This is a genomic window from Lentzea chajnantorensis, from assembly GCF_054300775.1.
On the sequence record NZ_JBSDZT010000002.1, the window covers coordinates 7,633,410 to 7,656,930 of the forward strand.

At 70.2% G+C, this 23,521-nt stretch carries 21 protein-coding genes and 2 pseudogenes; 14 read left to right on the forward strand and 9 right to left on the reverse strand.

Translation table 11 applies throughout. The annotated features are described in order from the left end of the window. Window positions 1-14 precede the first annotated feature (14 nt). Together ACVDFE_RS36415 and ACVDFE_RS36420 are read left to right on the forward strand one after the other, a co-directional pair. Window positions 15-314 carry a hypothetical protein gene (locus ACVDFE_RS36415; RefSeq protein WP_360399135.1) on the forward strand — a complete coding sequence of 100 codons (300 nt, stop codon included), beginning with the start codon at window positions 15-17 and terminating at the stop codon, window positions 312-314. Window positions 315-490: 176 nt separating this feature from the next. Beyond that, entirely contained in the window at window positions 491-3,571 is a 3,081-nt protein-coding gene (locus ACVDFE_RS36420; protein ID WP_458433642.1) for a S8 family peptidase, read from the forward strand. A gap of 57 nt (window positions 3,572-3,628) precedes the next feature. Here the strand turns inward: ACVDFE_RS36420 and hemQ are convergent, their stop codons facing one another. Genes hemQ through hemE form a run of 3 tightly spaced genes read right to left on the reverse strand, consistent with a single transcriptional unit; the run spans window position 3,629 to window position 6,815 of the window. Then, a complete protein-coding gene (hemQ, locus tag ACVDFE_RS36425) occupies window positions 3,629-4,321 on the reverse strand; it encodes a hydrogen peroxide-dependent heme synthase (RefSeq protein ID WP_458433643.1) in 693 nt (230 codons plus the stop codon). 23 nt (window positions 4,322-4,344) lie between these two features. After that, a complete protein-coding gene (hemG, locus tag ACVDFE_RS36430; protein WP_360399144.1) occupies window positions 4,345-5,772 on the reverse strand; it encodes a protoporphyrinogen oxidase in 1,428 nt (475 codons plus the stop codon). Continuing rightward, window positions 5,772-6,815: a uroporphyrinogen decarboxylase gene (gene hemE, locus ACVDFE_RS36435; RefSeq protein WP_458433644.1), complete on the reverse strand. Its 1,044-nt coding sequence runs from the start codon at window positions 6,813-6,815 to the stop codon at window positions 5,772-5,774. Before hemE ends, hemG begins: the two co-directional genes overlap by 1 nt. Before the next feature lie 83 nt (window positions 6,816-6,898). On the opposite strand from hemE, the gene ACVDFE_RS36440 reads away from it, so the two are divergent. Then, window positions 6,899-7,444, forward strand: coding sequence for a DUF3000 domain-containing protein (locus tag ACVDFE_RS36440; protein WP_229813237.1), 546 nt, complete (start codon window positions 6,899-6,901; stop codon window positions 7,442-7,444). Window positions 7,445-7,600: 156 nt separating this feature from the next. Here ACVDFE_RS36440 and ACVDFE_RS36445 read toward each other — a convergent pair whose 3' ends face one another. Next, window positions 7,601-8,707 carry a dipeptidase gene (locus ACVDFE_RS36445; protein ID WP_458434458.1) on the reverse strand — a complete coding sequence of 369 codons (1,107 nt, stop codon included), beginning with the start codon at window positions 8,705-8,707 and terminating at the stop codon, window positions 7,601-7,603. 294 nt (window positions 8,708-9,001) lie between these two features. Here ACVDFE_RS36445 and ACVDFE_RS36450 point away from each other — a divergent pair. The 3 genes and pseudogenes from ACVDFE_RS36450 (at window position 9,002) to ACVDFE_RS36460 (ending at window position 11,791) form a co-directional block, all read left to right on the forward strand. Further along, a pseudogene (locus ACVDFE_RS36450) lies at window positions 9,002-9,719 on the forward strand (response regulator). Between the two features lie 70 nt (window positions 9,720-9,789). Next, window positions 9,790-11,047, forward strand: a pseudogene (locus ACVDFE_RS36455) (HRDC domain-containing protein). A gap of 216 nt (window positions 11,048-11,263) precedes the next feature. Further along, window positions 11,264-11,791, forward strand: coding sequence for a GNAT family N-acetyltransferase (locus tag ACVDFE_RS36460; RefSeq protein WP_458433645.1), 528 nt, complete (start codon window positions 11,264-11,266; stop codon window positions 11,789-11,791). Between the two features lie 128 nt (window positions 11,792-11,919). Here ACVDFE_RS36460 and ACVDFE_RS36465 read toward each other — a convergent pair whose 3' ends face one another. After that, window positions 11,920-12,558 carry a MerR family transcriptional regulator gene (locus ACVDFE_RS36465; protein ID WP_458433646.1) on the reverse strand — a complete coding sequence of 213 codons (639 nt, stop codon included), beginning with the start codon at window positions 12,556-12,558 and terminating at the stop codon, window positions 11,920-11,922. Between the two features lie 59 nt (window positions 12,559-12,617). Here ACVDFE_RS36465 and ACVDFE_RS36470 point away from each other — a divergent pair, with 59 nt between their 5' ends. The 4 genes from ACVDFE_RS36470 to ACVDFE_RS36485 are packed head-to-tail and all read left to right on the forward strand — an operon-like array spanning window position 12,618 to window position 17,356. Beyond that, the gene (locus ACVDFE_RS36470; RefSeq protein ID WP_458433647.1) at window positions 12,618-13,499 is read left to right on the forward strand and encodes a hypothetical protein; all 882 of its coding nucleotides are present in this window, start codon (window positions 12,618-12,620) and stop codon (window positions 13,497-13,499) included. After that, window positions 13,496-13,945, forward strand: coding sequence for an ABA4-like family protein (locus ACVDFE_RS36475; RefSeq protein WP_360399165.1), 450 nt, complete (start codon window positions 13,496-13,498; stop codon window positions 13,943-13,945). Before ACVDFE_RS36470 ends, ACVDFE_RS36475 begins: the two co-directional genes overlap by 4 nt. Before the next feature lie 34 nt (window positions 13,946-13,979). After that, window positions 13,980-15,251, forward strand: coding sequence for a thiolase family protein (locus ACVDFE_RS36480; RefSeq protein ID WP_458433648.1), 1,272 nt, complete (start codon window positions 13,980-13,982; stop codon window positions 15,249-15,251). Then, window positions 15,248-17,356, forward strand: a complete 2,109-nt coding sequence (locus ACVDFE_RS36485; RefSeq protein ID WP_458433649.1) for a 3-hydroxyacyl-CoA dehydrogenase NAD-binding domain-containing protein — start codon at window positions 15,248-15,250, stop codon at window positions 17,354-17,356. The genes ACVDFE_RS36480 and ACVDFE_RS36485 overlap by 4 nt, the downstream gene beginning before the upstream one ends. Before the next feature lie 45 nt (window positions 17,357-17,401). Here ACVDFE_RS36485 and ACVDFE_RS36490 read toward each other — a convergent pair whose 3' ends face one another. After that, window positions 17,402-17,719 carry a hypothetical protein gene (locus ACVDFE_RS36490; RefSeq protein ID WP_458433650.1) on the reverse strand — a complete coding sequence of 106 codons (318 nt, stop codon included), beginning with the start codon at window positions 17,717-17,719 and terminating at the stop codon, window positions 17,402-17,404. 59 nt (window positions 17,720-17,778) lie between these two features. Here ACVDFE_RS36490 and ACVDFE_RS36495 point away from each other — a divergent pair, with 59 nt between their 5' ends. Then, entirely contained in the window at window positions 17,779-18,348 is a 570-nt protein-coding gene (locus ACVDFE_RS36495) for an HAD domain-containing protein (protein WP_458433651.1), read from the forward strand. Here ACVDFE_RS36495 and ACVDFE_RS36500 read toward each other — a convergent pair. Genes ACVDFE_RS36500 through ACVDFE_RS36510 form a run of 3 tightly spaced genes read right to left on the reverse strand, consistent with a single transcriptional unit; the run spans window position 18,299 to window position 19,550 of the window. Continuing rightward, window positions 18,299-18,805, reverse strand: coding sequence for a DUF2199 domain-containing protein (locus ACVDFE_RS36500; RefSeq protein ID WP_360399180.1), 507 nt, complete (start codon window positions 18,803-18,805; stop codon window positions 18,299-18,301). The genes ACVDFE_RS36495 and ACVDFE_RS36500 overlap by 50 nt on opposite strands. 50 nt (window positions 18,806-18,855) lie before the next feature. Beyond that, complete coding sequence (locus tag ACVDFE_RS36505) at window positions 18,856-19,266, reverse strand: PIN domain-containing protein (RefSeq protein ID WP_458433652.1); 411 nt, start codon at window positions 19,264-19,266, stop codon at window positions 18,856-18,858. Next, on the reverse strand, window positions 19,254-19,550 hold the full coding sequence (locus tag ACVDFE_RS36510; RefSeq protein WP_458433653.1) for a type II toxin-antitoxin system Phd/YefM family antitoxin: 297 nt from the start codon (window positions 19,548-19,550) through the stop codon (window positions 19,254-19,256). Before ACVDFE_RS36510 ends, ACVDFE_RS36505 begins: the two co-directional genes overlap by 13 nt. A 72-nt stretch (window positions 19,551-19,622) precedes the next feature. Here ACVDFE_RS36510 and ACVDFE_RS36515 point away from each other — a divergent pair, with 72 nt between their 5' ends. The 3 genes from ACVDFE_RS36515 (at window position 19,623) to ACVDFE_RS36525 (ending at window position 23,518) form a co-directional block, all read left to right on the forward strand. Further along, window positions 19,623-20,336 (forward strand): DUF72 domain-containing protein, encoded by a 714-nt coding sequence (locus tag ACVDFE_RS36515; RefSeq protein ID WP_458433654.1) that lies wholly within the window; start codon window positions 19,623-19,625, stop codon window positions 20,334-20,336. A gap of 61 nt (window positions 20,337-20,397) precedes the next feature. Continuing rightward, window positions 20,398-22,365: an McrB family protein gene (locus ACVDFE_RS36520; protein WP_458433655.1), complete on the forward strand. Its 1,968-nt coding sequence runs from the start codon at window positions 20,398-20,400 to the stop codon at window positions 22,363-22,365. After that, window positions 22,358-23,518 (forward strand): McrC family protein, encoded by a 1,161-nt coding sequence (locus ACVDFE_RS36525; RefSeq protein WP_458433656.1) that lies wholly within the window; start codon window positions 22,358-22,360, stop codon window positions 23,516-23,518. Before ACVDFE_RS36520 ends, ACVDFE_RS36525 begins: the two co-directional genes overlap by 8 nt. Window positions 23,519-23,521 lie beyond the last annotated feature (3 nt).

The window sequence follows — 23,521 nt, forward strand, 5'->3', positions numbered from 1 at the left end:
AGCAGGCGGAACTGTTGAATGCATTGCTCACGGGCACCCCCGCACCTGCGGGGTTCGACGAACGACGCATTGAGGTCGAACGGCGCGCGTTGCTCGCGAAACGCCGGGGCATCGTGCGGATGCTGGGCCCGGAGGTCGCACACGAGCTGGGCGACCGGTTCCGGCCGCTCTTCGACCGGTATGCGCTGGCCAACCCCCGCAAGGCGGGGTCACGGGCCCGCGAGGACGCCGCCGCGTTCGCCGACTGGCTGCGCGCCGCCGGTGAGCTGCAGGCGCCGCCCAGGTCGCGCTGGAAGTTCTGGCGGTCGCGCTGACGGGCGCGGAGAAGCCGCAGGAGAATACCCCGTTCAGCCCTGTGTGATCCGGGCCACCCTCGATACGTTCGAAAGCGTCGGGGGACCTTTTTCGCCTTGCCTTCGCTTTTCCGCGGAAGGCCTTCCGGCCTGCGCGGACCACAGCGCGCAGCAATTCGAACCACGAGGGGATTCGAATGCGCGGCAAAACGAAAGTGCTGGGCGCCGCCTTCGCGGCGCTCACCCTGACCGCCCTGCCGGCCACCGCTGCCACCGCGGCACCGACCGGGAACCAGCCCGCCCAGGCCGTTGACGAGGTCACTCTCGTCACCGGTGACAGGGTGCTGCTCGGCGCGGGGCAGCGGGTGCTCGGCATCCAACCCGGCGAGGGCAGGCAGGACATGACGTTCCGGACGCACCGCGGTGCCGACGGGCACACCCTGGTCGTCCCCGGCGACGCGATCGGGCCGCTGGCGGCGGACCGGCTCGACCGCAGGCTCTTCGACGTCACCACGTTGCTGGAGTTCGGCTACCGGGACCGGATGCCGTTGGTCGTGGACGGCCGGGCCAGGCTCGGCGCGCGCACGACCGGCGACTGGGGCGCGCTGCGGTCCGGTGCGGCCAAGGTCTGGCTCGACGGCATCCGCAAGCCGGTCCTGGACCGCAGCGTGCGGCAGATCGGCGCACCCGCGGCCCACCAGCGCGGCATCACCGGCAAGGGCGTGAAGGTCGCCATCGTCGACACCGGTGTCGACGAGAACCACCCCGACCTCCGCGGCCAGCAGGTCGCCGAGCGGAACTTCACCACCGACCCGGACAACACCGACAACGTCGGCCACGGCACGCACGTCGGGGCGACCGTCGCGAGCCACGACGTGAAGTACGGCGGCGTCGCACCCGGCGCGCAGCTGCTCGACGCCAAGGTGTGCGTCGAGTCCGGCTGCCAGGAGTCGTGGATCCTCGACGGCATGCGCTGGGCGGCCGAGCAGGGCGCCCAGGTGGTCAACATGAGCCTCGGTGGCAGCGACACACCGGAGGTCGACCCGCTGGAGCAGGCGGTCAACGACCTGACCGCGCGGTACGGCACGTTGTTCGTCATCGCCGCGGGCAACTCCGGCGGCACGGGCACGGTCGGCTCCCCCAGCACGGCCGAGGCCGCGCTCTCGGTGGGGGCCGTCGACCGCGACGACAAGCTCGCGCCGTTCTCCAGCAGGGGCCCGCGCACCGGGGACAGCGGTCTCAAGCCCGAGGTGACCGCGCCGGGCGTCGACATCGTCGCGGCGGCCGCGGGCACCAACGGCGAGCACGTCGCCGCCAGCGGCACGTCGATGGCGACCCCGCACGTGGCGGGCGCGGCGGCGTTGCTGCGCCAGCAGCACCCGGAGTGGACGCCCGCCCAGGTGAAGTCGGCGCTCGCGACCACGGCCAGGCCGGCCGCCGGCGTCAGCGCGTTCGACCAGGGCGCCGGCCGCATCGACGTGGCGAAGGCCGTCGAGCAGGTGCTGACCGCCGACGTCGTCGCGCTGAACCTCGGCCGGCACGAGTGGCCGCACGCCGACGACGAACCGGAGACCAAGCCGGTCACCTACACCAACCCGACGGACGCGCCGGTCACGCTGGACCTCAGGATCGACACGACCGCTCCGGCGGGCATGTTCACGCTGGGCGCCACCAGGGTCACCGTTCCCGCGAAGGGCACGGCGGCGGTGCAGGTCACCGGCGACACCCGCGTCGGCGGCAAGGACGGCACGTACACCGGCGTGGTCGTGGCGACCTCCGGCTCGCACACCGTCCGCACTCTCGTCGGCATCGACCGCGAGGTCGAGTCGTACACCCTCACGGTCGACCTGACCGACCGCGAGGGGCAGGACCCGGCGAGCTCGATCACGTTCGTCGACGGCCTCGACTCCACCGGCTTCAAGGTGCTCGTCGGCGCCGGTGACCAGAAGATCCGGCTGCCCAGGGGCACCTACGTGCTCGACTCGTCGATCAGCACCCCGGAGCACCTGGACGTGCTCCTCCACCCGACGGTGGCGGTGACGGGCGACCTGACTGTGCGGCAGGACGCCCGGCTCGCGCAGCGGATCGACGTGCGGGCACCGGAACCGCCCGGCTCGTTCGTCGTCGGTGAGCTGAGCTGGCAGCGCACGTACGGCGACCGCACGGTCGGGGCAGGCATCCTCTCGTTCGGCGGCTTCGAGGGGGTGGCGGCCGCGCAGATCGGCGGTCCGCTCCCGCCGCGCGAGCTTTCGTCGCTCACGGCCCTGCACGCCAACTCGGCGGCCGACCCGGCGACCTACTACCGGCTCGCCTACCCGGTCGGCGGCAGCCTGCCCACCGGCCTCACCCGCACACCGCGCAAGGAGGACCTCGCGCGCGTCGAGACCGCCATCGGTGGCCTGAAGCCGGGCAGCACGGCGACCAAGGGCGAGTTCCCGTTGACGGTGCACGGCCTCAGCGGCTCCTCGGCGCTCTACCCGGTGCCCTCCGGTGCCAAGGCGGTCGACTACCTGACCACCGAGGACCTGCGCTGGCAGTCCGTCGTGAGCACCCAGCACGCCAACGGCGCGCAGGAACGCGTGATCTCCGGCCCGCGCACCTACGCACCCGGCCGCACCCACCAGGAGCGCGAGGTCGTGCCGGTGTTCTCGCCGGCGCTGCCGGAGTCGCCGTACCCGTTCGCCGAACGCCTGCGGGACGAGCTCTACTTCGGCGTGCCGATGCTGGGCGACGGCAACCACGGCAGTGGCACGTCCACTGTGGACACCGCCCGCACGGCCCTGTACCGGGAGGGCACCCTGGCCGGTGAGCTGCCGCAGAGCGGTGGCCTGTTCGAGGGCCTGCCCGCAGGTGAGGCGGACTACCGCGCCGAGATGAGCCTCGACCGCGGCTCGCGGTTCGAGCTCAGCACGCGGGTGTCGGGCAGGTGGACGTTCAGGTCCAAGGCGACCGGTGAGCAGCGTTCGGTGCTGCCGCTGTCGGTCGTGCGGTTCGCTCCGAAGCTCGACGCGAACGGCGCCGTGCCCGCCGGAACGTTGCAGCGCCTCGGTCTGCTCACGCAGTCGCAGGGCGACACGGGCGCGGTGCGCGTCACCGGTGTCGAGTACTCGTTCGACGACGGCGCGTCGTGGCGTCGTGCGGGGGTGGTCGGCACCAGTGCGCTCGTTCACCACCCGGCGGACGCGAAGTGGGCCTCGCTGAGGGCCACTGCGGTCGACGCGAAGGGCGGCACCGTCGAGCTGACGGTCATCCGCGCCTACCGGGTGGCCGCGCAGTAGCCGGGTGACGCGAAAGGCCGCCCGGAGGTGCTCCGGGCGGCCTTGTCGTCGTCAGGGCTACGGGAGGTTGAGCACCAGCTCGGCCGCCGGGACGCGGGTGCCCGTGTAGAACGGGATCTCCTCGCGCACGTGCAGCCGCGCCTCGGTGCCGCGCAGGTGGCGCATCAGGTCGACGATGCGGTGCAGCTCGTCGGCCTCGAACGCGAGCAGCCACTCGTAGTCGCCCAGCGCGAACGACGCGACGGTGTTCGCGCGCACGTCCGGGAAGTCGCGGGCCTCCTTGCCGTGGTCCGCCAGCATCTTGCGGCGGTCCTCCTCCGGCAGCAGGTACCACTCGTAGGACCGCACGAACGGGTACACGCAGATGTACTTGCGCGCCTCCTCACCCGCGAGGAACGCGGGGATGTGGCTGCGGTTGAACTCCGCGGGGCGGTGCAGGGCGACCTGCGACCACACCGGCGTGGAGACCTTGCCGAGCGGCGTGCGGCGGAAGCCCGTGTAGGCCTGCTGCACCTGCTCGATCTCCTCGGCGTGCCACCAGATCATGAAGTCCGCGTCGGCGCGCAGACCGGCCACGTCGTAGACGCCGCGGACGATGACGCCCTTGCCCTCCAACGCGTCCAGGTAGTTCTGGGTCTCGCTCGCGGCGGCACTGCGGTCCTCGGGCAGCTTGCCGGGTTCGACCCGGAACACCGACCACATCGTGTAGCGGATGGTGTCGTTGAGCTCGTTGTAGTTCAGGCGCGCCATACGTCCATCTTGGCACGCGCCGCTCAACGCCGGACGCGGCCCAGCAGGTGGGCTGCGACACGGGCGGCGGCCGAGTCTGCGGTGGCGATGCACGCGGGCACGCCCACGCCGTGCAGGGTGGCGCCCGCCACGGCCAGGCCTGGCACGTCGCCGATGCCCTTCTCGATCGCCTCCACCAGGTCGACGTGACCGACGCCGTACTGCGGCAGCCCACCGCCCCAGCGCTGCACCACCGAGTCGACCGGGGTGGCGTTGACGCCGGTGAGCTCGTACAGGTCGTTGCGCACGGCCTTCACCAGGTCGGCGTCGCTGCGCTGCAGCAGCGCCGTCTCGCCGTGGCGGCCGACCGAGCCGCGCAGGAGCACCGGCTCACCGAGGTGGCCCCACTTGCGGCTGGAGAACGTGAACGCCTTGGCGGTGAACGGGGTGATGCGGTCGGAGTACCGCTCCCCCTCCGCGATCAGCACACCGGAGCGGTCCGGCAGCTCGGTGCCCGGCGGCAGTGCGAGCGCCACCACGGCCATGGAGGCGACCTCGACCTTGCCGTACGCGGCGGACACCTGCGGCGCGATCTCGGCGAGCAGCTTGCGCGACGCCGGCGCGGGCACGGCGAGCACGACGCCGTCGCACTCCAGGTACTGCGGGGTCGCGGCCGAGCCGATCTCCAGCCGCCAGCCGTCGCCCAGCCACGACAGCACGCGCACCGGCAGGCCCAGGCGCACCTCGGGCCTGGCGACCTCGGCGAGCCGGTCGACGAGGGAGGAGACACCGCCGTCGAGGCTCGCGAACACCGGCGGCCGCGCGGCACGGGGCTGCGGCGGCGCGGGCATGATCATCGCGGCGGCGGCGAGCAGTGAGCCGACGCCCTTGTCGAGCAGGGTGGCGATCTGCGGCATCGTGGCGCGCAGGCCGAGCTCGTCCGCGCGGCCCGCGTAGACGCCGCCGAGCAGCGGTCCGACGAGCCGGTCGGCGATCTCGGGGCCGAACCGGTCCTTCATCAGCGCGCCGACCGCGACGTCACCGCCGCGCAGGTCGACCGGCGGCAGCGTCGGTTCCATCTCGACCCGCAGCGCGCCCTCGGACGACAGCAGGTGCCGCACGGTCTCGACGCTCGCCGGGACGCCCATGAACGTGTGCGCAGGCAGCCGGTGCGTGCGCCCGGCCGCGTGCACGGTGGCCTTGGCGCCGGTGGGGTGCACCACCCGGCCGGTGAGGCCGACCTCGTCGATCAGCTCCTGCGCCTCGGGCTTGCGGTGCAGGAAGGCCTCCGCGCCCACGTCGAACCGCACCCCGGCGAGCTCGACGGTGCGCAGCTTGCCGCCGAGCCGGTCGGACTGCTCGATGACGGTGATCCGCGCGTCGGGCCCGAGCAGCATCCGCAGCCGGTGCGCGGCGGCGAGACCGGAGATGCCACCTCCGACGACGGCGACCCTGGGTGCTCTTGCGTTCATTACAAGCTGTGGATCAGTTCGACGGTCCGGGTGATGATCTCCGGATCGGTGTCGGGCAGGACGCCGTGGCCGAGGTTGAAGATGTGGCCTGCGGCGGCCTTGCCCTCGGCGTGGATGCGGCGCACCTCGCGTTCGACGGCCGCGAAGCCCGCGAAGAACAGCGCCGGGTCCAGGTTGCCCTGCACCACCGGCTTGGGCAGCTCGGGGTGGGCCCGCTCGAGCCGCTCGACCGCGACGTCGAGGGGCAGGCGCCAGTCGACGCCGACGACGTCCGCGCCGGCCTCGCGCATCGCGGGCAGCAGCTCGCCGGTGCCGACGCCGAAGTGGATCCGCGGCACGGTGCTGATCGTCTCCAGCACCCGCTTCGAGTGCGGCAGCACGAACTCGCGGTAGTCGCGCTCGGACAGCGCGCCCGCCCACGAGTCGAACAGCTGGACGGCCTGCACGCCCGCGTCGAGCTGCGCGTGCAGGAACGCCGCGGTGATGTCGGCGATCTTCGCGAGCAGCGCGTGCCACAGCTCGGGGTTGCCGTGCATGAGCGCCTTGGTGCGCTCGTGGTTCTTGCTCGGCCCGCCCTCGACGAGGTAGGAGGCGAGCGTGAACGGCGCGCCGGCGAACCCGATCAGGGCGACCTCGGCGGGCAGTTCCTTCAGCAGCAGCCCGATCGCGTCGGCGACCGGCTGGACCTGCTCGGCGTGCAGCTGCGGGAGCGCGTTCACGTCGTCGAGCGTCCGCACCGGGTTCGCGACGACGGGCCCGGTGCCGGCGACGATGTCGAGGTCGACACCGGCGGCCTTGAGCGGCACCACGATGTCGGAGAACAGGATCGCGCCGTCCACGCCGTGCCGCCGGATCGGCTGCATGGTGATCTCGCAGACCATCTCCGGGTCCATGCAGGCGTCGAGCATCGCGGTGCCCTGGCGGAGCGCCCGGTACTCGGGCAGCGACCGTCCCGCCTGCCGCATGAACCAGACAGGGGTGTGCGACGGGGTGCCGCCCCGCGCGGCCACGAGAAGGGGTTGCGCAAAATCAGACACAGTCAAGCCATCTCTCTCTTTCTTCCATGGTCCCACGTCTCGGCGTGCCGCCGTCACTCGGTCGGTTTGCGAGGCATACAGTCAGTTGCGTGACCGAGCCGGAAATCTTCCGCCGGGCGGTGGGGACGCTCAAGTCGGTTCGCCACAGGCCCGAGATCGAACTCACCGAGGTTCGACCGCCGCAGCGGCTCGCGCCCTGGGCGTACGCGTTGACAGCGGAGGTCACCGGCCCGTCCGACGAGCTGTCGACGGGCAGGCTCGTGCTGCTGCACGACCCGGACGGCGACGAGGCGTGGGGTGGCGTGCTCCGCGTCGTCGCCTACGTGCGCGTGGAGCTCGACCACGAACTGGCGTCGGACCCGCTGCTGCCCGAGGTCGGGTGGTCGTGGCTGACGGAGGCGCTGGAGCAGTCGGGTGCCCGGTTCACCGCGCTGGGCGGCACCGTGACGCAGACGTCCTCGGCCCGCTTCGGCGACATCGCCGGCCCGGCCCGCACGGACGACCTGGAGCTGCGCGCCTCGTGGACCGCCCTCGACGGCGAGCTCGCCGAGCACGGCACCGCGTTCTACGAGCTGATGGCCACGGCCGTGGGCCTGCCCCCGGTCGGCGTGACCATGTTCGGTCAGCGCTCCTGACCCACCCGGTACACCACCCGACGTTCCCACCGATATATCAGCGCGCCCGCAGCACCCCTTGCAACTGGTCTTTTGCGGTCGTCGTCAAAAGACCAGTTGCAAAACAGCAGGTGAGCTAGCTGCATGCAGGCGCGGCGAGCTCGCCCGTTGCAACGATCAGTTGTCGGCGTCGTGCAACACGCGCAGCACGTTCGCGCCGGCGAGCTTCGTGCAGTCGTCCTCGGACCAGCCCTTGTCGAGCAGCGCGCCGAGCAGGTTCGGGTACGTCGAGACGTCCTCGAGCCCCTGCGGGAGCGCCGTCACGCCGTCGTAGTCGCCGCCGAGGCCGAGGTGGTCGATGCCGACGACCTCGCGGGCGTGCTCCAGGTGCGTGACGACGTCGTCGAGCGTCGCGCCCGGCTTCGGGTGCTCCCGGACCCACTCCTCGCTGAACGTCTTGCGCTCGCCCATGTCGGCATGGCTCGCGCCGGCGGCCGTCATCGCGTCACGAAGGGCTGCGTCCCATTCAGCGACACGGGGCGACACGAAGTCCGGAACGAATGTGATCATGGCCACACCGCCGTTGTCCCTGAGCTTCACGAGGACGTCGTCCGGGATGTTGCGCGGGTGGTCCGCGACGTGGCGGCACGACGAGTGGCTGAAGATGACGGGCTTGACGCTCGTGTCGAGCGCCGCGTGCATCGTGCTGGGCGCGACGTGGCTGAGGTCGACGAGCATGCCGATGCGGTTCATCTCGCGCACGACCGCACGGCCGAACTCGGTCAGCCCGCCGTGTTCCGGCTGGTCAGTGGCGCTGTCAGCCCACGGCGTGTTGTCGTTGTGGGTGAGCGTCATGTACCGGACACCCAGGCGGCGCAGTGCGCGCAGGACGCCGAGTGAAGAGTTGATGGAATGTCCGCCCTCAGCCCCGAGGAGTGACGCGACACGCCCGGAGGAGAAAACTTTTTCGGCCTCGGCCGCAGTGGTCGCGATCCCGAGGTGGCCGGCATACCGCTCCGCCAGCTCGTAGACGAGCTCGACCTGCTCCAGCACGGCGGTCACAGCTCCGTCGCCGGCGAGCCTGCCGGGAATCCAAACGGACCAGAACTGCATGCCCAGACCGCCCTCGCGCATTTTCACGAGGTCCGTGTGCAGGTCCGGATGACGTTCGGTCAGATCGATCTTGGCGGCGGTCGTGAAGACGTCCTCGCCGGTTCCCTCGCCGAACTCGCGCAGTGCCCACGGGAGGTCGTTGTGGCCGTCGACGAGGGGCACACGCTGCAGCAATGCCCGCGCTCGTTCACGACCGGCAGAACTCGGCACAACCAACTCCTAGATGTCGTTCCGGAAGGGGTCCGCGTTACACCCCCTATCCAGTTGTCATCCAATCGTGTGACACATGAGGCCATCTGTCACAACTCAATAGGGATAGATACCCGATTGATCGTCCCGTAGACCCGCATGGGCGGCTACGCTGCCCCAGACGACACCACTTTCGGTCGATCAGTGGCGCGGCTGATTGGACGAAAGTCTCCGGTGCCGGTCGGGGGGCACGACCGACTCCAGGGAGGTAGTGACGTGGCTGCCGTCGGCTTAGGTCAGGCCGTTCGTACCACGCCAGCCGGCTCGTTGCCGGCGAACATGGTCCCGCACCCGCGGGAAGAGCTTTTTTCAGTGCTGGTGGTCGACGACCACCCACTGCTGAGGGAGGCGATATCAGCTCGGCTCACCCAAATGGGAGCCGGGACAGTGCATGAGGCCGCATCGGTGGCAGAGGCTCGGGCGCGGGCACTTGCAACCGGACCGTGCGACCTCGCGATCCTCGATCTGGGCCTGCCGGATGGCACCGGCATCGACCTGGTCACGGAGGCTCCGTGCCCAGGGCTGGCCCCGCATCGTGGTCCTCGCATCCTCCGACGACCCCTACGCGGTCAGGTCGGCCTTCCAGGCGGGCGCCCAGGCGTACCTCCTGAAGTCCGCCTCTCCGATGGTGGTCACCGACGGGGTGCGCAGGGTTCTCGACGGCGGCGTTTACGCAGATCCGAGCGTGGCACCAGTACTCGCAGCGGGTACTCGGGTGCCGGGCACCGACAACACGCCGCGGGAACTCTCCGCACGTGAGGTCGAGGTGCTCCAGCTGGTCGCCGATGGCCAGAGCAACAAGGAGATCGGCGAGGCTCTGAGCCTGTCCGCGTTGACGGTGAAGTCTCACCTGTCGCGGATCGGCCGGAAGCTGGGCACCGGGGATCGCGCTCAGATGGTCGCGCTGGCCATGCGTGCCGGCGTGATCCGTTAGACACCGGTTTGAAGCACTGAACCGGCCGAGAACACCTGTGAGTGGTGCGATCGTCGTAGGGTCTTCCGCTGTGGATGTACCCGCCGACGAGCCAACCGCACCAGCCGGACCCGGTCCGGTACCGCTGACGGAGCCTGCTGATGGGGTTCCGCCGGTGGTCGCCGATCCTTCTGCGCTCCGGCGAGCCGCTGACGCGCTCGCCGGGGCGGAGGGCCCGGTCGCGGTGGACACCGAGCGAGCCTCGGGCTACCGCTACTCACAGCGTGCCTATCTGGTGCAACTGCGCCGGGAAGGCGCCGGCACCTGGTTGGTCGACCCGATCGCCCTCGGCGGACGGCTCGACCCCCTGGTGGAGGCGTTGGAGGGCACCGAGTGGGTGTTGCACGCAGCGTCCCAGGACCTGCCGTGCCTCGCCGAGCTCGGGCTCCGACCTGGCGTGCTGTTCGACACCGAGCTGGCGGGCAGGCTGGCTGGGTTCGAACGCGTGGCATTGGGCACGCTGGTCGAGCGGCTGCTCGGCTATCGGCTGGAGAAGGGGCACGGCGCGGCCGACTGGTCGCGCCGCCCCCTTCCTGCCGACTGGCTGACGTACGCCGCTCTGGACGTGGAGCTGCTCGTGCAGCTGCGCGACGTTCTCGAAGCCGAGCTGGAGCGCCAGGGCAAGCTCGCCTGGGCGCTCGAGGAGTTCGAGGCGGTACGGACGGCGCCGTTGCCGCGCCCCCGTACCGACCCCTGGCGGCGCACGTCGGGCATCCACCGCGTGCGCAACCAGCGCCAGCTCGCGCTGGTCCGCGCGTTGTGGGAAGCCCGCGACGCCGTGGCCCGCGAACGCGACATCGCTCCAGGCCGAGTCCTCCCGGACTCCGCCCTCATGGAAGCCGCCGCCCGCAACCCCGCATCGGAAGCCGAACTGCTCGCGCTCCCGGTGTTCCGCGGCCGTGCCCAGCGCCGGATGTCCGGCACCTGGATGAACGCCCTGCGACGCGCCTCGGCGCTGTCCAAGGCGGAGCTCCCCCGAACCCGCCGGCCAGCACGACGGCCCTCCCCCGCCCAACCGCTGGGCGGACAAGGACCCGGATGCCGCGGCCCGGCTCGCCGCCGCCCGCGCGGCACTCGCGACCATCGCCGAGGCCAACACCCTGCCGGTGGAGAACCTGCTGCTGCCCGACCTGGTGCGCCGCACCTGCTGGCAGCCGCCCGCCGACCTGTCCCCCGAGTCCGTGGCCGCCGTGCTGCGCGAGGGAGGGGCGCGGTCGTGGCAGGTCGGGCTGACCCTCGACGCCCTGGCGAAGGCCCTCACCGCGACAGCACCCCCGCCGGCGTCCTGACCATCCTGTCGCCGGGACGGGCCGGCCGCGCACGAAGTACTTGCCGCGGCCAGCCCGCCCCGGTCTTTGCTCGGCCCCGCCCGCAGTCAGTCAGGCACGCACCTCACCCGATATATCAGTCCTGAGCTGCCGTTGACCTGCATCTTTGCAATGAGTCTTTGGACGACGACCACAAAAGAACGGTTGCAAGGGGTGTGGTCGGGAATGATCAGCTGCGTGACGAAGGATGGCAGCTCGCAGGTCGGCACGGAGATTCGCACGGGTCGGCTGGACCTGGTGCCGTTGCGCGTCGAGCACGCCGCGGAGATGGCCGAGGTGCTGGCGGACCCGGCGCTGCACGCGTTCATCGGCGGAACCCCGTACGCACCGGACGAGCTCGCTGCGCGGTACCGGCGGCTGGTCGCGGGATCGCCCGATCCGGACGTGCGGTGGCTGAACTGGGTGATCCGGCTGCGTGAGACCGGCGAGCTCACCGGCACCGCCCAGGCGACGGTCGCCGCGGCCGACGCGACAGCCGAGATCGCCTGGGTGGTCGGCACGCCGTGGCAGGGCCGCGGCATCGCGAGCGAGGCAGCGCGCGGACTCGTCGAGTGGCTGCGCACGCAGCCGGTGCGGACCGTCGTCGCGCACGTCCACCCCGAGCACCACGCGTCGGCCAAGGTGGCTGCGTCGGCCGGGCTGACCGCCACCGGCGAGCTGCACGACGGCGAGGTCCGCTGGCAGCTACTTCTGCAGTCACGCTGACACCCTTGCAATGAGTCTTTTGACGACGTCCGCAAAAGACTCATTGCAAGGGTGCAGGTCAGCGGCGTCCGGGCTGGATGCGTAGCTGCGTGGGCAACTGATATATCGGCTGCGCGAGCTACCGGAGCTCAGCCGTCGAAGCCGTCGCCGATCACCTCGCGGGACACCTGCACGTGCGCGAGCCGGCGCACCGCCTTGATCACGGCGTCGCCGATGAGGGTGCCCACGACCATCGCCTCGATGACCGCGTCGGAGGAGCCGCGCCGCGCGATGTACTCGAGGTCGGCCCGTGCGATGAGCCGCATCCCCTCCAGGTAGGGGTCGAGCAGCTCCTCGAAGTGGTCGTGCCCGACCGACCGGGCCGCTGACAGGGCGGCGGCGAGCATGCGGGTCACGTTGCTCTCCGCGACGTCGGCGCACTCCGTCTCGCCGTGCCGTGCGAAGAACGACTGGACGTCCCGCACCGCGAGTGGGTCCAGCTCGACCGAACCCGGCTGGCTGATGGCCTCCTGCACGGCGCCGAGCTTGTTGTGCAGTGAGTCGTCACGGGTGTCGACCGCGGCGAGCACCTCCCGCACGGCCGCGATGGAGAGGCCGCCGACGTCGACCAGCGCCCGCACCAGCCGGAGCCTGCGGAGGTGCTCCTCGTCGTAGTGCGCCTGGTTCGGGCTGGTCAGCACGCCGGCCGGCAGCAGTCCCTCACGCAGGTAGTACTTGATCGTCGGCACCGGGACGCCACTTCGCTTCGCAAGCTCGCCAACACGCATATGGATAGTGTAACTTCCGGATAGCAGACAGTACCGCTATCCATTCAGGGGGCAGAGAGATGACTCGCACGTGGCACCGTCCGTTAGTCCTGTTCGGCTGGTCGATGGTGGTCCTGGTCCCGGTAGCGCTCCTCGGGCTCTTGCTCGACGACCGCACGGTCGTGAACTCGCCGATCTGGCTCAAGCCGCTCAAGTTCGCCGTGTCGCTGTCGGTCTACGCGTTCACGCTCGCCTGGCTGCTCACCTACCTGAAGAGGTTCCAGCGCGTCGGCTGGTGGGCGGGCACCGTGCTCGCGGTCGCCGGCGCCGCCGAGATGGTCGTGATCGTCGGTCAGGTCGTGCGCGGCAAGCGCAGCCACTTCAACTTCGAGACGCCGCTCGATGCGGCCCTGTTCTCGATCATGGGCTCGACGATCGTCGTGCTCTGGGTGACGCACGCGATCGTCGCGGTCCTGCTGTGGCGCACCGAGATCGAGAACAGGGCGCTCGCGTGGTCGATCCGGCTCGGGCTGGTCATCTCGTTCCTGGGCCTCGGCGTCGGCTTCCTGATGACGCAGCCGAAGCCCGGCCAGGCGCTCGACGGTGACACGCTCGGCGCCCACACGGTCGGCGCACCCGACGGCGGTGCGTACATGGCGCTCACCGGCTGGAGCACCGAGCACGGCGACCTGCGCGTCGGGCACTTCGTCGGCATGCACGCGCTGCAGGTGCTGCCGGTGGTCGTCGCCCTGCTCGGGCGCCGTGCCAACGCCCGGTTCGCCTGGGTCGCGAGCGGGTCGTTCCTGGGGGTCTTCCTGCTCGTGACGTGGCAGGCGCTGCGCGGTCAGTCACTGGCCCAGCCCGACGGCACGACACTGCTCGCGCTCGCCGGGATCGTCGTCGCGACCGCACTGGGTGTGGTGTGGGCGCGCGCACCGAAGAAGGAGCTCGTTCCCGCATGACCGCCACGCTGTTCGACCTGACGTTCCTGGTGGCCGCGCCGTTCTGGGCGCTCATGATCTTCGCGCCGAAGTGGTCGTGGACGCGGCGGATCGCCGAGTCGTACCTGATCGTGCTGCCCGCGGTCCTGATCTACGTGGTGCTGGTCGTCCCGGAGCTGCCCGAGGTCTTGCCGCTGGTCACGCGGCCGGAGATCGGATCGCTGGCGGCGTACCTGGCCACGGACGTCGGCACGGCGGTCGTGTGGGCGCACATGCTCGCGTGGGACCTGTTCGTCGGACGCTGGATGTACCTCGAAAGCCGCCGCCTGGACGTCAACCCGCTGATCATGGCACCCGTTCTGGTGATCACGATCCTGCTGGCCCCGGTCGGGTTGCCGCTCTTCCTCGTCGTCCGCAAGGTGTGTGACACAACGAACAGGGGCGCCACGGTGGTTACCGGCCAGTAACTAGGGCTAGAGTTGGCGTTACCGACCGGTAGGGATGTCGCGCACCCCCGCCGGAGTGGACAGAGTTGTCACCACAAGTGGAGGAGACGCCGTGGCCGCACCAGCAGCGCCGGCACGCGTTCGGAACGTGGTCTTCGTCGACGGCGTCCGCACGCCGTTCGGCAAGGCCGGCCCCAAGGGGATTTTCGCCGAGACCCGTGCCGACGACCTCGTCGTCAAGGTCATCCGTGAGCTGCTGCGCAGGCACCCCGAGCTGCCGCCGGAGCGCGTCGACGAGGTCGCCATCGCCGCGACCACGCAGACCGGTGACCAGGGCCTGACGATCGGCCGGACCGCGGCGCTGCTCGCGGGCCTGCCGAAGTCGGTGCCCGGCTACGCGATCGACCGCATGTGCGCGGGTGCGATGACCGCCGTCACCACGGCGGCCAGCGGCATCGCGTTCGGCGCCTACGACGTCGTCATCGCCGGCGGTGTCGAGCACATGGGCCGCCACCCGATGGGTGAGGGCGTCGACCCGAACCCGCGCTTCCTGTCGGACAAGATCGTCGACCCGAGCGCGCTGGTCATGGGCCAGACCGCGGAGAACCTGCACGACCGGTTCCCGGAGATCACCAAGGACCGCGCGGACGCCTACGCCGCCGCCTCGCAGGCCAAGTACGCGGCCGCGCTGGCCGCGGGCAAGATCGGCCCCGAGCTGGTGCCGGTCGCGACCCGGTCCGCCGAGCACGGCTGGGGCCTCGCGACGGCCGACGAGCCGCCGCGTCCTGGCACCACGGTCGAGGACCTCGGCAAGCTCAAGACGCCGTTCCGCCCGCACGGCCGGGTCACCGCGGGCAACGCGGCCGGCCTGAACGACGGCGCGACCGGCGCGATCCTGGCCGAGGAGGAGACCGCCCGCGAGCTCGGCCTGCCGATCGGCATGCGCCTGGTGGGCTACGCGTTCCAGGGCGTCGACCCGTCGGTCATGGGCGTCGGCCCGGTGCCCGCCACCGAGCGCGCGCTGTCCCGCGCGGGCCTGTCCATCGAGGACATCGGCCTGTTCGAGATCAACGAGGCGTTCGCCGTGCAGGTGCTGGCGTTCCTCGACCACTTCAAGATCGCCGACGACGACCCGCGCGTGAACCAGTGGGGCGGCGCCATCGCGACCGGCCACCCGCTGGCCTCGTCCGGCGTGCGCCTGATGACGCAGCTGTCGCGTCAGTTCGCCGAGCGACCGGACGTCCGCTACGGCCTCACCACCATGTGCATCGGCATCGGCATGGGTGGAACGGTCATCTGGGAGAACCCGAACTGGAGTGGCAAGTGACCATCACCGCTGAGGAAGCAAAGGCGATCTTCCCCGACGAGGTCGTCACCCACGCCAAGACGCGTCTGATCACCGTGCCCGGCCTCGACAAGCCGGTCGCGTTCATCACGATCGACAACGGCCTGGACCACACCCGTCCGTCGACGTTCGGCCCGCAGTCGCTCGTGTCCCTGGGCGCGGCGTTCGACGAGGCCTACGCGGCCTCCCCCGCCGCCATCGCGGTGACCGGCAAGCCGTTCATCTTCGCCGTCGGCGCGGACCTGTCCGCCGTCGAGCAGGCGTCGGACCGCTCGCAGGGCGTGGCGATCGGCAAGCTGGGCCACAACGTCTTCAAGAAGTTCACCGACTCGGACATCCCGACCTTCGCCTTCGTCAACGGCGCGGTCATGGGCGGTGGCCTCGAGCTCGCGCTGTCGTGCCACTACCGCACGCTCGCGTCGAACGCGGCGGCGATCGCGCTGCCCGAGGTGTTCCTGGGCCTGTTCCCCGGCTGGGGCGGCACGCAGCTGCTGCCGAACCTGATCGGCGCCAACGACGCCGTGACGGTGATCTTCGAGAACGCGTTGAACCAGAACAAGATGCTCAGGCCGGCCGACGCGCTGAAGCTGGGCATCGCGGACGTGCTGTTCGACTCCGCGGACTACCTGGAGCAGTCGCTGCTGTGGCTGTCCGGTGTCGTGCGCGGTGAGATCACGGTGCCGCGCAAGGAGATCGACCGCGGCGAGGCGTGGGACGCCGCCGTCGCGCGGGCCAAGGCCATCGTCCACGGCAAGACCAAGGGCGCGGCCCCCGGTGCGGAGAAGGCGCTGGAGCTGCTGGAGCTGGCGCGCGAGAACGACCTGGAGAAGGGCTACGCCGCCGAGACCGAGGGCCTCGCGGACCTCGTCATGAGCGACGAGCTGCGCGCGGGCCTGTACTCGTTCAACCTGGTGCAGAAGCGGGCCAAGCGCCCGGCCGGCGCACCGGACAAGTCGCTGGCGCGCAAGGTCACCAAGGTCGGTGTCGTCGGCGCGGGCCTGATGGCCTCGCAGATGGCGCTGCTGTTCATCCGCCGCCTGCACGTGCCGGTCGTGCTGACCGACATCGACCAGGCGCGCGTGGACAAGGGCGTCGGCTACGTGCACGCCGAGATCGACAAGCTCGCGGGCAAGGGCCGGATCTCACCGGACGAGGCGAACCGCCTCAAGGCGCTGGTGTCCGGCTCGCTCGACAAGGCCGCGTTCGCCGACGCCGACTTCGTCATCGAGGCCGTGTTCGAGGACCTCGCCGTGAAGCAGCAGGTGTTCGCCGAGGTCGAGGAGCACGTCTCCGCCGAGGCGATCCTGGCCACGAACACGTCGTCGCTGTCGATCACGGACATGGCGTCGAAGCTCAAGCACCCCGAGCGGGTCGTGGGCTTCCACTTCTTCAACCCGGTCGCGGTCATGCCGCTGCTGGAGATCGTGCGCGCCGAGCAGACCGACGACGCCACGCTGGCCACGGCGTTCGCGGTCGGCAAGCAGCTCAAGAAGTCCTCGGTGCTCGTGAAGGACGCGCCCGCGTTCGTCGTGAACCGCCTGCTGACCCGCTTCATGGGCGAAGTCATCAAGTCGGTCGACGAGGGCACGTCGTTCGAGGTCGCCGACAAGGCCACCGAACCGCTGGGCCTGCCGATGTCGCCGATGATCCTGCTGCAGCTGGTCGGTTCCGCCGTCGCGCTGCACGTGTCGGAGACGATGCACGGCGCGTTCCCCGACCGCTTCTCGGTGTCGGAGAACATGAAGAAGTTCGTCGCCGCGGGCAAGGGCGCCGTCTGGCAGTGGGACTCCTCCGGCAACCAGACCGTCGACCCCGAGGTCCTGGCGCTGTGGGAGTTCGGCTCCTCCCCGCTCACGGGCGAAGAGGTCAAGACGCGCGCGCTGGAGGCGCTGGCCGAGGAGATCCGGATCATGCTCGACGAGGGCGTGGTCGCGGAGGCGCAGGACATCGACCTGTGCATGATCCTCGGCGCCGGGTGGCCGTTCTGGCTGGGCGGCATCACGCCGTACCTGGACCGCACCGGCATCTCGGAGAAGGTGACCGGCAAGCGGTTCCTGGCTCCGGGCGTGGCCTCCGTCCCCGCCTAGTCGCTGCACGGTGAAGCCCGGCTCTCCTTCCGCGGGGGCCGGGCTTCACTCCGTCTCAGGCCGGTAGTGCTCCACGCTGCCGTCCGGCCGGATGAAGCAGGCCTCGATGTTCGTGGCCCGCAACGTCACCTCGGACCCCGCCACCAGGTCCCGGTACCGCAGCAGGTCCGGCAGGCCGAGCGCGACGACGTCGAACGGGTGCTTCTGCCGCAGCATCAACGCCCTGCGCAACGCCTCGCTGAACGCCCTTCGCGGCGAGCCGTCCTCCTCGGGAACCTCCACCAGCGCACCGTCGAGCTGCCGTTCGAGCGCGGCCCGCACGTGGGCCGCCGTCCCCGATGTCACGATCTCCGCGAGAGTCATGTGACCCGTATCGGGATGATTCGCGGGATCATTAGCGTTCGGGATGTTTCGATCACGTCATGTTCCCGCGACCCGCAATCCTGGTCGACGTCGACGGGCCGCTGAACCCGTACGCGGCGAAACCGACCCGCCGTCCCGCCGGCTACCACACCCACCGCCTGCGCCCCGCGGGTTTCCGCCGCCCGCTGCGGGTGTGGCTCGACCCGTCGCACGGGCCGTGGCTGCTCTCACTGGCCGCCGCGACCGGCGCGGACCTGGTGTGGGCGACGACGTGGGAACACGAGGCGAACGAGTTCATCGGGCCCCGGCTGGGCCTGCCCGAGCTGGAGTGGATCGACTTCGGCGGCCGCGGGTCGGAGCACCACGACGGCCGGCACGGCAAGGTCCCGGCGATCACGGCGTGGGCCGGTGAACGGCAGATCGCGTGGCTGGACGACGAGTTCCAGCGGCGGGACGCCGAATGGGCGGCGGCACGACCCGGCACGCTGCTGGTACCGGTCCCCGCACGGACCGGCATCGGGATCGACCACCTGGAGCAGGTGCTGACGTTCCTCACCAGCACCACCGAAACCACCGGTGTCACCGGTGCAGGGCGAACTCCGCGAACTCCTGGACGCGCGCGACGGTGATGCCCTCGCGCTGCTCCACCGCGAGCGGGTGGTCGGTGGGTTCCAGCTCGATGATCGGCCGGATGCCGCGCTCCTGCGTGTGCAGGTTGGTCTTGAGGTTGAGCGTCGTCGGCTCGTAACCGGGCAGGGCCACCGACAACCAGCCGAAGTACGGCGGCTCGTGCACACGGCCGGGGTCGTCGAACACCTCGCCCATGCGCGCGAAGTTGTCCTTCGACAACGACACCCAGGCGCCCCACTCGAAGTTCTCGTCGGCGTCACGCACCGGCAGCACGATGCGGCCGCGCACGAAGAAGTGCTCGTTGTCGATCACGCACATCTCGTCGCCCAGGACGTTGCCGGGTTTTCCCGCGAACTCATCGGACCAGTAGGCCGGCGCGGCCAGCAGTTGAGCGAACGGCAGACCGCCGTGTTCCTGACCGCAGCAGGTGCAGGTGAAGCCCTTCGTGACCGACATGCGGGCAGCCTAGAGGGGAACGTTGCGTCTCAAACGGCTTTTGGCGATGTTCAGGCCTGGCGCACCGGCACGACCTCGACGAGGCGGTCCAGGTCCGCGAAGTCCTTGACGTTCATGGTCAGCACCGGCATCCCCGCGGCGGCCGCGGTCGCGGCGATCTGCAGGTCCATGCGCCGCGGCCGGGGTGAGCGCCCCGCCCTGCGCACCAGCGACGCCATCTGCCCGTAGAGCTTGGCCTCCTCCAAGCCGAACGGCAGCACCTCGAACTGCTGCTGCGCGGCGTAGAACCGCTCGGTGCGCGCGAACCGCTCCACCGGGTCGTCGGTGTCGAGCCCGAACGCCAGCTCCGCGATCGTGACGGCGCTCAGGAACGGCTGCGCCTGCACGTACGGCCCCAGGTCGACGTGCTCAAGGCGGATCACCACACCCGTGTCGAGCAGGGCCCGGTTCACCTCTGCCACGGGTCGTCCGCCGGGTCGTCCTCACCGAAGACCTCGTCGGCCGCACGCCGGTCTGCCTCCCAGCGCTCCGCGTCCACCGGCGGCAGCTGCCGGAACGCGTCCTGCACGGCACCGAGCCGCACCCGCGGCTGCTCGTGCCACCTCACGTCGACCCGGTACGGCGACAGCTGGGCGACTGGCTTGTTGTTGCGGGTGACGACGAAGCTCTCCCCCGCCTCGACCCGCCGCATGATCTCCGCGTTGTCGTTGCGGAGCTGCCGTTGTCCGATAGCAGTGGGCGACATAGCACCAACGTAGCACTTCTGCCCAAAAAGCGCTACGGAGTAGCGACAGCCCGCTGCGGTTACCCCGCCTCCGTGATCAGAATCGGCACGTCGGGTTGGCGCTACCCCGAATGGCGCGACGGCTTCTACCGCGGCATCCCCCAACGCCTGTGGCTGACCCACCTGGCCTCCCACGTCGCCACGATCGAGGTCAACAGCTCCTTCTACCGCCTCCAGCCACCCGCCTACTACCGCAAGTGGGCCACCGAGACCCCGACCGGCTTCACGTTCGCCGTGAAGGGCCCGAAGCTGATCACGCACGACAAACGCCTGCGCCACACCGAGGACGCGCTCAAGGCGTTCACCGACACCCTCGACCTCGGCGACAAGCAGGGCCCGATCATCTGGCAGCTGCCACCGTCCCTGCGCTTCGACCGCGGCCTGCTCCAGGACTTCCTCGCCGCGCTGCCACCGGGCCGGCACGCCCTCGAACCGCGCCACGAGTCGTTCCGCACCGACGCCTACTTCGACCTCCTGCACGCGCACAACATCGCCCACGTGGTGTCGGACGCGCCGACGTTCCCGTGCATCGAGGCCGTGACCGCGGACTTCGCCTACGTGCGGCTGCACGGGCACGACGAGCTGTACATCAGCTCGTACAGCGAGGACCAGCTCGACGAGTGGGCGCGCAAGGTCGAGGAGTGGGACCGCGACACCTACGTGTACTTCGACAACACGATGCACGGCGCCGCGCCCAGCAACGCACTCGCTCTCATGGCCAGGTGCACATCCGAAGCGCGGCGTTGAGGACATTCCGGCCCTGATGTTCGATGCTCTTCCCGAAGGCCCGCCGTCGTGAGGAGCATTCGTGCCCGGCTTGGACCACCTGACCACAGCTCTGGAGACCCATCCCAAGCCGGAGATGGACGACGAGCTGGAACTGGCCGAGCGCGAACGTGAGCAGGTGCTCGCCGACCACCCGCTGAACGAGTGGACACAGCTGCCACTGGAACGCTTCGCGATCGGCACGGGTGAACCGTCGTTCTGCGCGGCGATGGAGGACGGCACCCCGCACCTGGGCAACATCAAGGGCGGGAGCTTCGCCAAGTACGTCATCTTCCGACGCGAACGCAGCCAGGAGTGGTACACCGCAGGCTCTCGCGGCTTCTCCGCGCCGGAGAGGTCGTGGATGGTGTTGAGGGACCAGCTCGTGGAGGCGCTGCTCGACGGTGATTTCGCAGAGGCACCGCTCCTGCGCCACGGGCAGTCACTTGTCACCAAGGCGCTTCACACCTACGCGCCGGAGTCCTACCTGCCGATCTACTCGTCGGCGGACCTGCGTGCACTCATCCAGCTCCTCGGTCGCACCCCGACCGCCAACGGCCTGGTGTGGGAGCTCAACCTCCAGCTGAGGGAGGCGGTTGACGCACATCCGGTGCTCCGGCGCTGGAAGTACGCCGAGGTCGTCCGCTACCTGCACGAGCACTTCCTCGCACCCGTCTCCGCCAAGACGATCATCAAGATCGCGCCTGGACGTGGCGGCCGGTACTGGGACGAGTGCCTGCGGGACGAGGTGATCCGCGTCGGCTGGGACCGGGTCGGTGACCTCAGGCAGTACACGACCGGCGGAGAACTCGCCCTCGCGCTCGCCGAGGAGTACCCCGACAAGTCCGCGCAGTCCCACCGCGCGAGCGCGACCCGGCTGTTCCAGTACTTCCGCGATCTCCCGGCGGGCGCGAAGGTCATCGCGAACCAGGGCAAGTCGAAGGTGCTCGCCGTCGGCACCGTCACCGACCGCGGCTACCGCTACGACCCGGGGATCGAGCACTACCGCCACACCGTCTCGGTCGACTGGGACCCCTCGTACGAACAGGATCTCGACGTGCCGGTCGGAGCCTGGCTCCGCACGTTCGCGCCGGTGCGACCGGCACTGTGGAACACCATCAGCGCGAAAGCCGTCCCCGGCGCGGCCGCCCAACCCGTTCCGGTGCCGAAGGACGTCGAGGACGTCATCCGCGGCCTGGAACGCAAGAACCAGGTCGTCCTCTTCGGCCCGCCGGGTACTGGCAAGACCCGGCTGGCCTTCGCCGCGGCGGCGGAGTTCGCCGGCGACCGGGTCACGCACACGACGTTCCACCCGTCCTACGGCTACGAGGACTTCATCCTCGGCTACCGGCCGACCGAGACGGAGGGTGGCGGTCTGTCGCTGACACTCGCCAAGGGCGTGTTCTACCGGGTCTGCGAGCGGGCGCGGAACGAGCCGAACCACGTCCTGGTCATCGACGAGATCAACCGCGCGGACCTGCCGCGGGTGCTCGGCGAGCTGGTCACCTACCTGGAGAAGGACAAGCGCGGCAAGGAGTTCCAACTCTCGACGGGGAACGAACCGTTCAGCGTTCCGGCGAACGTCTACATCATCGCCACCATGAACACCGCCGACCGCAGCGTCTCCCACCTGGACGCCGCGATCCGCAGGCGGTTCGAGTTCCAGCCCGTGCGCACCGACTACGAGGTCATCGCGGGCGCGGTGGGCCCTCTTGAGCTCGGGGTCTTCCTGACCGAGCTCAACGGCCGGATCGCCGAACACCTCAGCCCCGACCACGAGATCGGGCACGCGTTCTTCCTGCGCGACGACAAACCGCTCGACAACGAGCGCGACGTCCACTCGGTGTACTTCCACGACGTGCTGCCGTTGCTGGAGGACTGCACGAGCAACGACCAGGTCCTCCTCGAAGCGGTCCTCGGCAAGGCCAAGGTCGGCCCGGAGACCACTCCCGGTGACCTGCTGGAGGTGCTGGCGAAGGAGTTCAGCGCGGACGCGGACACGAATGAATAAGTTCCGTGAGCAGCACACGACCCTGCTGGACTTCGAGCTCACCGAAGCGGATCTGCGCAAGTTCGACGGCCCGGAGCTGAGGAAGTACTTCACGCCACGCCCGACCGCCAAGGGCACGACCCTGACCGTCCGCAAGGTCGTCGGCCTCCTCAAGCTGGACAACGCCGACCTGGTCATCGAGCCGAAGGTTCCGGTGAGCGGCGAGATGTTGCTGCACTGGCTGCATTATGCGGCGAACCGGGACCACCCGGCCTCGTCGCAACGGCGCGGGTGGGACGCCGACGGGGACTACTTCCCGGACATGGCGGTCGAAGCGTTGCTCGACGAGTGCCGGACGTTGCTGCGCGACCAACTGCGCAAGGACTACCAGCCGCGACAGACCGTCGAGGCGGCTGTCCGGGGCAGGCTCGACCTCACCCGCCAAGCCACCCACCGCTTCGGGATGCTCGACCGGCTGCACGTCCGCACGTTCGACCGCACCGTGCAGATCTGGGAGAACGAGGTGTGCGGCGCCGCTCTGCGGCACGCCGCGAAGACCGCCACCACCGCGAAGCTCCGCCAGCAGGCCAGGCAGCTCTCCACCGAGTTCCCGCTCTGCACAGCCGAGGTCGCCCGCTCGACGCTCGCCAGGTCGCGGCACAACCGGCTGAACCTCCGGTACCGGGCCGCGCACGCGTGGGCCGAGGTGGTGCTCAGGGCCGGCGGTGTCTCGGAGCTGTTCCTGCCGCGCACGCTGGTCGGTGAGTCGCACCTGCTGGTGATCGAGAAGGTGTGGGAACGAGTGGTGCACCGGATGGTCGGCAGCCCGGCGACGATCGAAGGGGTCATGGTGCACCGGTACGGCGACCGGGCGCGGCCTTACCGCCCGGACGCCCTGGCCGAACGGCTGCCGGTCGACGCGAAGTGGAAGGACTACGACCGGCGTGCCGTCACCCGTGAGGACGTCCACCAGCTGCTGACCTACGCCCACGCCTACCAGCCCCACGACCCGCGCGCGGTCATCGTGCACCCGTCGACGGCCCCGACCGCGAAGCGCACGATCGACGTCAAGCACCTGGGCCGCCGGATCGCGGCCATCGACGTGATCGGCGTGGACGTCTCAGCACGGCCCGAAGAGAATTCCGCGACCCTGCAGGGCCTGCTTCACCGCTAACCT

Coding starts and splice junctions, on each gene's coding strand:
- ACVDFE_RS36420 (WP_458433642.1), top strand. CDS start 491: ATGCGCGGCAAAACGAAAGTGCTGGGCGCCGCCTTCGCGGCGCTCACC.
- ACVDFE_RS36470 (WP_458433647.1), top strand. CDS start 12,618: ATGACTCGCACGTGGCACCGTCCGTTAGTCCTGTTCGGCTGGTCGATG.
- ACVDFE_RS36475 (WP_360399165.1), top strand. CDS start 13,496: ATGACCGCCACGCTGTTCGACCTGACGTTCCTGGTGGCCGCGCCGTTC.
- ACVDFE_RS36525 (WP_458433656.1), top strand. CDS start 22,358: ATGAATAAGTTCCGTGAGCAGCACACGACCCTGCTGGACTTCGAGCTC.
- ACVDFE_RS36500 (WP_360399180.1), bottom strand. CDS start 18,805: ATGTCGGTCACGAAGGGCTTCACCTGCACCTGCTGCGGTCAGGAACAC.
- ACVDFE_RS36480 (WP_458433648.1), top strand. CDS start 13,980: ATGTCGCGCACCCCCGCCGGAGTGGACAGAGTTGTCACCACAAGTGGA.
- ACVDFE_RS36490 (WP_458433650.1), bottom strand. CDS start 17,719: ATGACTCTCGCGGAGATCGTGACATCGGGGACGGCGGCCCACGTGCGG.
- ACVDFE_RS36510 (WP_458433653.1), bottom strand. CDS start 19,550: ATGTCGCCCACTGCTATCGGACAACGGCAGCTCCGCAACGACAACGCG.
- ACVDFE_RS36495 (WP_458433651.1), top strand. CDS start 17,779: ATGTTCCCGCGACCCGCAATCCTGGTCGACGTCGACGGGCCGCTGAAC.
- hemG (WP_360399144.1), bottom strand. CDS start 5,772: ATGAACGCAAGAGCACCCAGGGTCGCCGTCGTCGGAGGTGGCATCTCC.
- hemQ (WP_458433643.1), bottom strand. CDS start 4,321: ATGGCGCGCCTGAACTACAACGAGCTCAACGACACCATCCGCTACACG.
- ACVDFE_RS36465 (WP_458433646.1), bottom strand. CDS start 12,558: ATGCGTGTTGGCGAGCTTGCGAAGCGAAGTGGCGTCCCGGTGCCGACG.